Source organism: Bradyrhizobium sp. STM 3809 (genome assembly GCF_000239795.1).
Lineage (GTDB): Bacteria > Pseudomonadota > Alphaproteobacteria > Rhizobiales > Xanthobacteraceae > Bradyrhizobium.
The window spans coordinates 1-7,610 of sequence record NZ_CAFJ01000509.1 but is presented as its reverse complement, the minus strand read 5'-3'; the positions used below and the strand labels follow the sequence as shown (position 1 = coordinate 7,610).

At 68.9% G+C, this 7,610-nt stretch carries 6 protein-coding genes; 4 read left to right on the top strand and 2 right to left on the bottom strand.

Annotated features, from left to right (window positions below; translation table 11 throughout):
- Positions 1-184: 184 nt before the first annotated feature.
- Together BRAS3809_RS23785 and BRAS3809_RS23780 are read right to left on the bottom strand one after the other, a co-directional pair.
- The gene (locus BRAS3809_RS23785; protein ID WP_083839156.1) at positions 185-1,465 is read right to left on the bottom strand and encodes a DUF4010 domain-containing protein; all 1,281 of its coding nucleotides are present in this window, start codon (positions 1,463-1,465) and stop codon (positions 185-187) included.
- 22 nt (positions 1,466-1,487) lie between these two features.
- The gene (locus tag BRAS3809_RS23780; protein ID WP_240535753.1) at positions 1,488-2,717 is read right to left on the bottom strand and encodes an APC family permease; all 1,230 of its coding nucleotides are present in this window, start codon (positions 2,715-2,717) and stop codon (positions 1,488-1,490) included.
- A 974-nt stretch (positions 2,718-3,691) separates the two neighbouring features.
- On the opposite strand from BRAS3809_RS23780, the gene BRAS3809_RS23770 reads away from it, so the two are divergent.
- The 4 genes from BRAS3809_RS23770 to prfH all read left to right on the top strand — a co-directional run bounded on the left by BRAS3809_RS23770 (position 3,692) and on the right by prfH (position 7,500).
- A complete protein-coding gene (locus tag BRAS3809_RS23770; RefSeq protein WP_008964585.1) occupies positions 3,692-4,675 on the top strand; it encodes a phosphotransferase enzyme family protein in 984 nt (327 codons plus the stop codon).
- A 175-nt stretch (positions 4,676-4,850) separates the two neighbouring features.
- The gene (yidI, locus tag BRAS3809_RS23765) at positions 4,851-5,303 is read left to right on the top strand and encodes an inner membrane protein YidI (RefSeq protein ID WP_035657934.1); all 453 of its coding nucleotides are present in this window, start codon (positions 4,851-4,853) and stop codon (positions 5,301-5,303) included.
- 437 nt (positions 5,304-5,740) lie between these two features.
- Positions 5,741-6,880, top strand: a complete 1,140-nt coding sequence (locus BRAS3809_RS23760) for an RNA ligase RtcB family protein (RefSeq protein ID WP_008964582.1) — start codon at positions 5,741-5,743, stop codon at positions 6,878-6,880.
- A complete protein-coding gene (gene prfH / locus BRAS3809_RS23755; RefSeq protein WP_008964581.1) occupies positions 6,877-7,500 on the top strand; it encodes a peptide chain release factor H in 624 nt (207 codons plus the stop codon). The genes BRAS3809_RS23760 and prfH overlap by 4 nt, the downstream gene beginning before the upstream one ends.
- The last annotated feature ends 110 nt before the right edge of the window (positions 7,501-7,610 follow it).

Genomic DNA, 7,610 nt, shown 5'->3' with positions numbered 1-7,610 from the left:
CGCCGAGGGCGTCGAGCGCGAGGACGACGCGGAATGCCTGCGCATGCTCGGCTGCTCCTATGGCCAGGGCTGGCTGTATGGCAAGCCGATGAAGGAGGACGACGCAATCGCGTGGCTGATCCAGCACCGCAACGCGACCGCCGCGACCATCGAGCCGCTGCCGCGCAGCGCGTAGGCGCTGCCGTCATGGCTGCAGCACATCGGCAAGGCTCGGGAGCATGGCGCCGGTCCATGCGGCGGCGATGACGAGGACGAGGCCGGGGACCAGCCGCAGCGCGAAGGACGAGCCGCCGCTGGTCCAGGCCACCACGATCTTGCTGATCGTATTCACCGACAGCGCCGCCAGGATCGGAACCACCGCCTCGGCCGTGCCGATCTTGCCGGACGCCACGAGCGCGGCCGCGGCGACGGCGGGCGCGTGCGTGTCGACCAGACCTGCGACGGCGGCACTCGCGACCAGGCCGGCTTCTCCGAACGCCTCGCGCAAGCCCGCGGAGAGCACCAGCACCGCCGAGATCGTCAGCGCCAGCGACAAGGCGCCAGGCAGGCTGAAGGCATGTCCAAGCGGCAGGTCCGCCGCACCGCTCTGCCGCAGCCCGACGATCGTGAAGATCGCGCCGTAGACGACGGCGGCGCCGCCGGCACACAGCAGCGGAACCAGCAGGGAGCGCAGCGCCGGCAGACTCGTGGCCGCCAGCACCGCCGCGAGCTGGACGATCGTCGCGACGGTGGACAGCGTCGCGCCGGCGGCCGCGGCGCCTGCGAGCTCCGGCGCCTTGCGCGCCCGCGCGCCCATCGCGCCGATCGTGGCCGTGCTGGAGACGAAGCCCGAGGCGAAGCCGGCGACCGCAAGCCCGCCGCGCGCACCGAGCAGCCGCATCGCGACATGACCGGACGCGCCGATCGCCATCATCAGCACGACGAGCGTCCAGATGCCGCGCGGATTGAGCGCGCCGAACGGGCCGATCGGCTGGTCGGGCAGCAGCGGCAGCACGACGAGCGTGGCCGCCGCGAAGATCAGCCCGTCCTTCAGCTCGCTCTCGCTGAGCACCGAGCGGACGAAGCCGTGCAACGCCGGCCGCGCCGCGAGCAGCACCGCGAGGACGACGGCGACGCCTGCGGCCAGGGCGGGACGCTCGGTGGCGAGGCCGCCGAGCAGGACGGTCAGGATCAGCGCCGTCTCCGATGTCAGTCCGGGATCGTCGCTGCGCGAGCGCAGATAGGCGATCGCGACGAGAGCCATGATGCCGGCCGCGACGACCGCCAGCAGCAGCCTGCCGCCGGTCAGCATGGCGATGGCGCCGGCCAGCGAGGCCGCAGCGAAGGTCCGCAGACCCGCCGCCGAGCGCCCCGGTCCCTCGCCCTTGCGGCGCTCGCGCTCGAGCCCGATCAGCAATCCGATGCCGAGCGCGACACCGATCGCCACGATCTCGGGACTGAGGCTCATGATCTCCGGCATCGACATGGTCCCGAACGGCCCTTCCCGCTCACGGTGCGACGAAGGCGCTGATGATCATCAGCAGGCAGGTGACGAGGCCGAGCGCCGGCACCCAGGGCGGCACGCGCACATGGGCGGCATCCGATCCGATGTGCCGGATGCGAATGCGCAGCAGGCACAGATTGACGATCGCGAAGATCGTCAGCGTCGCAAGCGAAGTTCCTTCCGCCAGACGCTCGAGCGGGAAGGCCAGCGCAAGCACGACCACGGCCAGCATCACGAGGCCGGTCGCGATCAGCGGCGTGCCGGTGCGCGGATCGACACGGCCGGCGATGCGCGGCAGGTCGCCCTGTTCCGCCATGCCGTAGACCACGCGCGCCGTCATCGTCATCTGCGCGAGCACCGTGTTGAGCGTCGACACGACCGCGATCGCATTGAAGGTCGTCGGACTGATGCCGGCCACCGCGTTGAAGACCAGGCTGAGCGGCGCCGGCGAGACCGACAGCACGCCAGGCGGCACGGCGCTGACCGCGATCGCCGCGATCAGCACATACAGCACGGACGTGATCAGCAAGGTGAGCGCCATCGCCCGCGGAATGTCCCGCTGCGGGTTCTTGGCTTCCTCGACGACATTGGCGAGGTCCTCGAAGCCGACGAAGGCGAAGAAGGCGAGCAGGCCCGCAAAGGTGATGCCGGAGAGTGCGCCGAGCTCGAGCGGCGGCGGCGTCAGCAACGCCGGCGTGAACGCGACGCCGGAGTGGACGGCCGAGACGACGATCCACACCAGTCCGCCGGTCTCGATCAGGGTCAGCAGGCCCGCCAGCATCACCGATTCGAGAATGCCCCAGGACGCGACGGCGCCAAGTGCGATCACGATGGCCATCGCGATCAGCGGAGCGGGCAGGTCGATCAGTTGGCGGATGTAGCCGGCGCCGCCGAGCGTCACCGCGGCGGCGGCGATGATCCCGGTGGCGAGCCGCAGCGAGCCGATCGCGGTGGATAGCAGCCGCGACGTGAACGCGGCCCGGACATAGGCGGCCTCGCCGGCGCTGACGGGATAGCGGGTCGCGAGTTCGGCGTAGGACGCGGCGGTGAAGGCCATCACCAACGCCGCCAGCGCGAACGCCCAGGAGGAATAGGACCCGGCATGCCCCGCGACCGCGCCGACCAGGACATAGATCCCGGCCCCGACGGTCACGCCGGTGCCGTACAGCACGAGCAGAGCAAGCCCGAGGCGTCGCCGCAAGCCCGACGGAGGCGCGATGGAATTTTGCGGCACCACGAAGTCCATTCTTCGTCACGACGAGCAGCGGATGTTGTAGGGGCTTAGATGACCGAGCGCGAGCGCTCTTGATCCCGGTCAAGCGCAGCGCTGTCGCATGTGACGCTCGCGGTTTTGCGCTCGTCTCCCTCTCCCTTCACATCGTCATGGCCGAGCCTGTCCCGGCCAGGACAGGCCGCGGGCATGACGGAGTGAACCAACTCGCAGAATTGCTCGTCGCTACCGACTCGGATTTCCATATGCGATCGCTCTGCGGTCAAGTCGTACCTTGCGCCACACGCCGGCGGCTGCGGCATTCGGCCGACCGGCGCTGCATCGCGATGCGCTGATCACGACACGCCTTCGCGCTCCCGCGGCTCAATGAGCCCGAGCTGCACTGTTCGATCCCCTCTCCGAAGGCGAGAGGGTGCAGGGAAGACCGAGCCTCGGCTGAGGCCCGCGGCCCCCGTGCGGAGAAAAGTGCACGGGGCAGGAACCACAGGACCAGCCGGACACGACCCGGCCTTCCCTGCGCGATGGTTGGAACGGCTGCTCCGTACTCTCCCCGGGGACCGGCTTGTTTGCCCCCGTCGTCGCGCGACACGTCATGTCGCAGCCGACTTGACGCCAGCATCGGGGCGCCAGGACCACACGGCTTGACCGTCCGCGAGCTGCCAGTCGTCTTGCGCATCAGCGCACTGACAGGCCCACGGCCACCACTCCCCGCCCCTGCGTATCGTGACGACGCGTACGCCCCTCTGCACGGGACGGGATGTGCGCAAACATACAGATATTCTGAAAACGCGAAACAAGAATATTTTTCATTGCGGGGCTGGACAGGAGCGACGAACAGCGCGCACGGCATCGGCCGATTTGCCCGACGGGCAGTCGGAGGACGGGCGGCGGCGGTCGGCGCCTCGCGCGCGTCGATCTTCCACTACGGGCAGCTTCGGCCTAGGATGACGTCGCCTCCACCATTTGGAATACATGCCGTGCCCGACTTCGAGCCGATCTACACCACGACCGGCACCGAGAGCGTCGGCCGCTTCGTGGCGAGACACTATGCGCTACCGGGGCCGCTCACGTGCCGCCTGATGAACCGCGGCTTCAACGACGTCTATCTGATCACATCGGCAACCGGCGCACGCTACGTCTTCCGCCTGTCGCATCACCGCGCCCGCGGTCCGGCCGATGTCCGCACCGAGACCGACTTCCTCGCGCATCTCGCGCGCTGCAGCGTGCCGGTGGCCGCGGCGGTGGAGACGCGCGACGGCGCATTGTTCGTGTCTGGCGAGGCGGCGGAAGGCGTGCGCGACGGCGTGCTGTTTCACGCCATCGAGGGTCGAAGCCCGGAGGTCGCCTCGGAGAGCGATGCGCGCGCCAACGGCGTGACGCTCGCCAGACTGCACGATGCGGCGATGTCCTACCGGCCCGAAGCGCCGCTCTACCGGCTGGATCTCGAGCATCTGCTGCTCCGGCCGCTGACGCGCGTTCGACAGCACTTGCGGTTGATCGACGCCGACGATGGCGGCTTTCTCCAGGACATCGCGGATCGAACCGCGGCACGGATCGCGGCGATGGACGGCTTGACCTGGACGCATTGTCATGGCGACTGCCATGGCTTCAACACGCGCATCGGCCCCGACGGCATGGCCGTGTTCTTCGACTTCGACGACGGCGGTCCCGGCTACCTAGCCTACGATCTGTCGGTGTTCCTGTGGGCGAAGCTATCGTTCGGCCGGCGCTTCCATGCCGCATGGCACGCCTTCGTCGACGGCTACCGCTCGGTCCGTCCGATCTCGGCCGCCGACTACGAGGCCGCGCATGCCTTCGTCGTCGTGCGGCATTTCTGGTTGATGGGCGAGCAGGCCAGCCGCGCGCGCGAATGGGGCAGCGAGAACGTCCGCTGGGTCACGCAGCAGCGTGACTTTCTCGAAGGCTGGGAGGCAGAGCAGCTTGCGGGCCGCCTGCTATGAGCTTGAGCGGATCGGAGGCATTTGAACCGGAGAGCTCCGGCGGCCGACGCACGATCCGGCGTTCAGCGTTGCAGGGCTCGGCCCTTTCCGCGGTGACGATGGCGAGATTAACGTTTCGCGATCCTTCCGCGACACAGCCGGACACTGCTGACTTCTGCATCGGAGATTTTGAGCCATGACAGACACGATCGTTCGTTCCCGGCGGCTTGGCGCGATCGGCTGCGTGGTCGGGCTGATCGCGCTTGTTGCGGCGGTGCTGCCGCATTGGGTGCTGCCGGTGATCGATCCGCCGCCGCCGATCGACAAGGTCATTGTCGATGTCGGACACCGCGTCAAAGACCGGCTGGTGGCGCGGATCAAGGGCGTCGCATATCAGGCGCCCGTGCGGGAGACGTCGTGGACCGACCGCTTGCACCAGCACTTGCCTGTCGCCGCAGTCTCGCTCGGCCTGCTCGCGATCATTCTCGGCGTCTTCGGCCAGCTGTTTCGCGAGGAGCGGCACGTCACGGCGATGGCCACGACCCTCGGCGGCTGCGCGATCGCCGTGCAGCTCTCTTTCGTGCTGATGGGCGTGCTGGTCGTGCTGGCCCTCCTCTATTTCATCGGCGACTTTCTTGCGCTGTTCTGAGTCCGGGATGCGCGTGGCATCGCCGGCCGCGGGCGAATGGATCATTGTCGCCGTGCGACCTCACCACGTCATTGCGAGCGTAGCGAAGCAATCCAGGATGGTGGGCGGGACTCTGGATTGCTTCGCTACGCTCGCAATGACAGCAAAGCGTGAACGACCTGGATCAGATCAGGCATCCGTGTCCTGCACATCACAGAAGAACTGCGATTGAGTCTTGAGCGTTGCAAAACGACGAGCGTTATGATTAGTACGCCGCCGGCGTCGAGCATTCCGCTCCGCCGCATGAGGAGAGACACGATGACTGCGATCATCCGTTGCTCCGCCAGGAGCCGTCGGGCCTGACCCTCGCGTGAGGCGGGGTGTGGGTCGGCCTGCGTGCGTTCGCGCACGCTGTTAGTTCACGACCATACCTGCCTATCTGTCTCCAAGGTACCCACATGGGCAATTCCCATCGCGTGGACGGCCGTGCGCCGGTCCATGGCTTTTACTCGTCCAGCTCCTGGATCGAGGGCGCCGCCGTGCGCCAGCTCGAAACGGTGGCGGACATCGACGGCGTACGCGCGGTCGCCGGACTGCCGGATCTGCATCCCGGCAAGTTCGGTCCCGTCGGCTGCGCCATTCTCGCCGACCACATCCATCCGGCCTTCGTCGGCTCCGACGCCGGCTGCGGCATGGCCCTGTACACACTCGATCTCGCCGCGCGGCGCATCCGCGTCGACAAGGCGGCCGACCGGCTGCGTGACATCGCCAAGCCGTATGACGGCGATATCGCAGGAGAGCTTGCTGCGCATGAGCTTGCACCGTCCGGCTTCGATGCCTCGCTCGGCACAATCGGCAGCGGCAATCACTTCTGCGAACTGCAGACCGTCGAGCAGGTGTTCGATGAAACGATCGGCATCGATCGTGATCGCGCCTGTCTGCTGGTGCATTCGGGCTCGCGCGGCCTCGGCCACGCGCTGCTCGAGCGGCACGTCGCGGAGGGATTGAAGCCGCTCGCGCCGGACAGCGCGGAGGGCCAGGCCTATCTCGCGGCGCATGACCACGCGCTGCGTTGGGCACAGGTCAATCGCAGCCTGATTGCGCGGCGTGCGGCAGCGGCGTTGCGTTGCGAGGTAGACCCGGTGTGCGAATGCTCCCACAATTGCGTGGTCCATCGCGGCGAGGGCGTGCTGCACCGGAAGGGCGCGGCGCCGTCCGACCGGGGCCTCGTCGTCGTGCCAGGCTCGCGCGGCGCGCTGTCCTACCTCGTCGCGCCGCTCGCGACGGCGCCTCGGGAAGCGCTGTGGTCGATCGCGCATGGCGCCGGGCGCAAGTTCGACCGCTCGTCGATGATCGGCCGGGTCGGCGCCACCAAATCGGATCGCGAGCGGCTGGCGCGCAATCCGTTCGGCGGCCGCGTGATCTGCGAGGATCGCGCGCTGCTCGCCGAGGAGGCGCCGGAGGCCTACAAGCCGATCACAGGCGTGATCGCCGATCTCGAGGCGTTCGGGCTGGCGCGCGTCGTCGCCAGCTTCCGGCCGCTGGTCACGGTGAAGAAGATCGCCACGATGCGGCGGCCGAAGGAGGACCGCCGATGAGACGGCTGCTCCTCACCTCGGGACGCGGTCCGGCGGAATGCCGGATCGCGGTCGCGCAGGCGCTCACGCGGCTGTCAGCAGAAGCCGAGGCGGCGGATTGCGACTGCGCGATCGCGCGTGGCGAGGCGGACGGTCACGGACCGGCCAGCGCGATCGCCGTGCTGGATGGGCCGCGCGCCGACGCGATCGCGCAACGCTGGACGCGGGGCTCACTGCTCTGGGTGTGCCGCAGTCCGTTGCGGCCGCATCACGGCCGCAAGAACTGGTTCGTCGGCATCGTCGATCTGCCGCTGCCCGCGCAGCTGCCGGCGCTCTCGACCGGCGACGTCAGGTTCGAAAGCTTCCGCGCCGGCGGCCCCGGCGGCCAGCACCAGAACAAGACCGAGAGCGCGGTGCGCGCCGTGCACCTGCCGAGCGGCCTCGCCGCGATCGCCCGCGACGGCCGCTCGCAACATCGCAACAAGGCGTTGGCGCTGGCGCGTCTCGCCGCCTTGCTGGACGGCCGCGCACGCGTGGCCGAGGCCGGCGATGCCCGCCTGGTGCAGGCCGCGCATGATCGCGTCGAACGCGGTGCCCCCGGCCTGCGCTTCGAGGGCCCGGCGTTCAGGCCGGCGGGGTGATGAAGAGCGGCGGGGAATGAACCATCCTCGCCGCTGGACATGGACCTCGCGGCCACCACCCCGCTCGCGAGCGGGGTGATCGCATGTCACGCTCCGACTTTGCGCCCGCC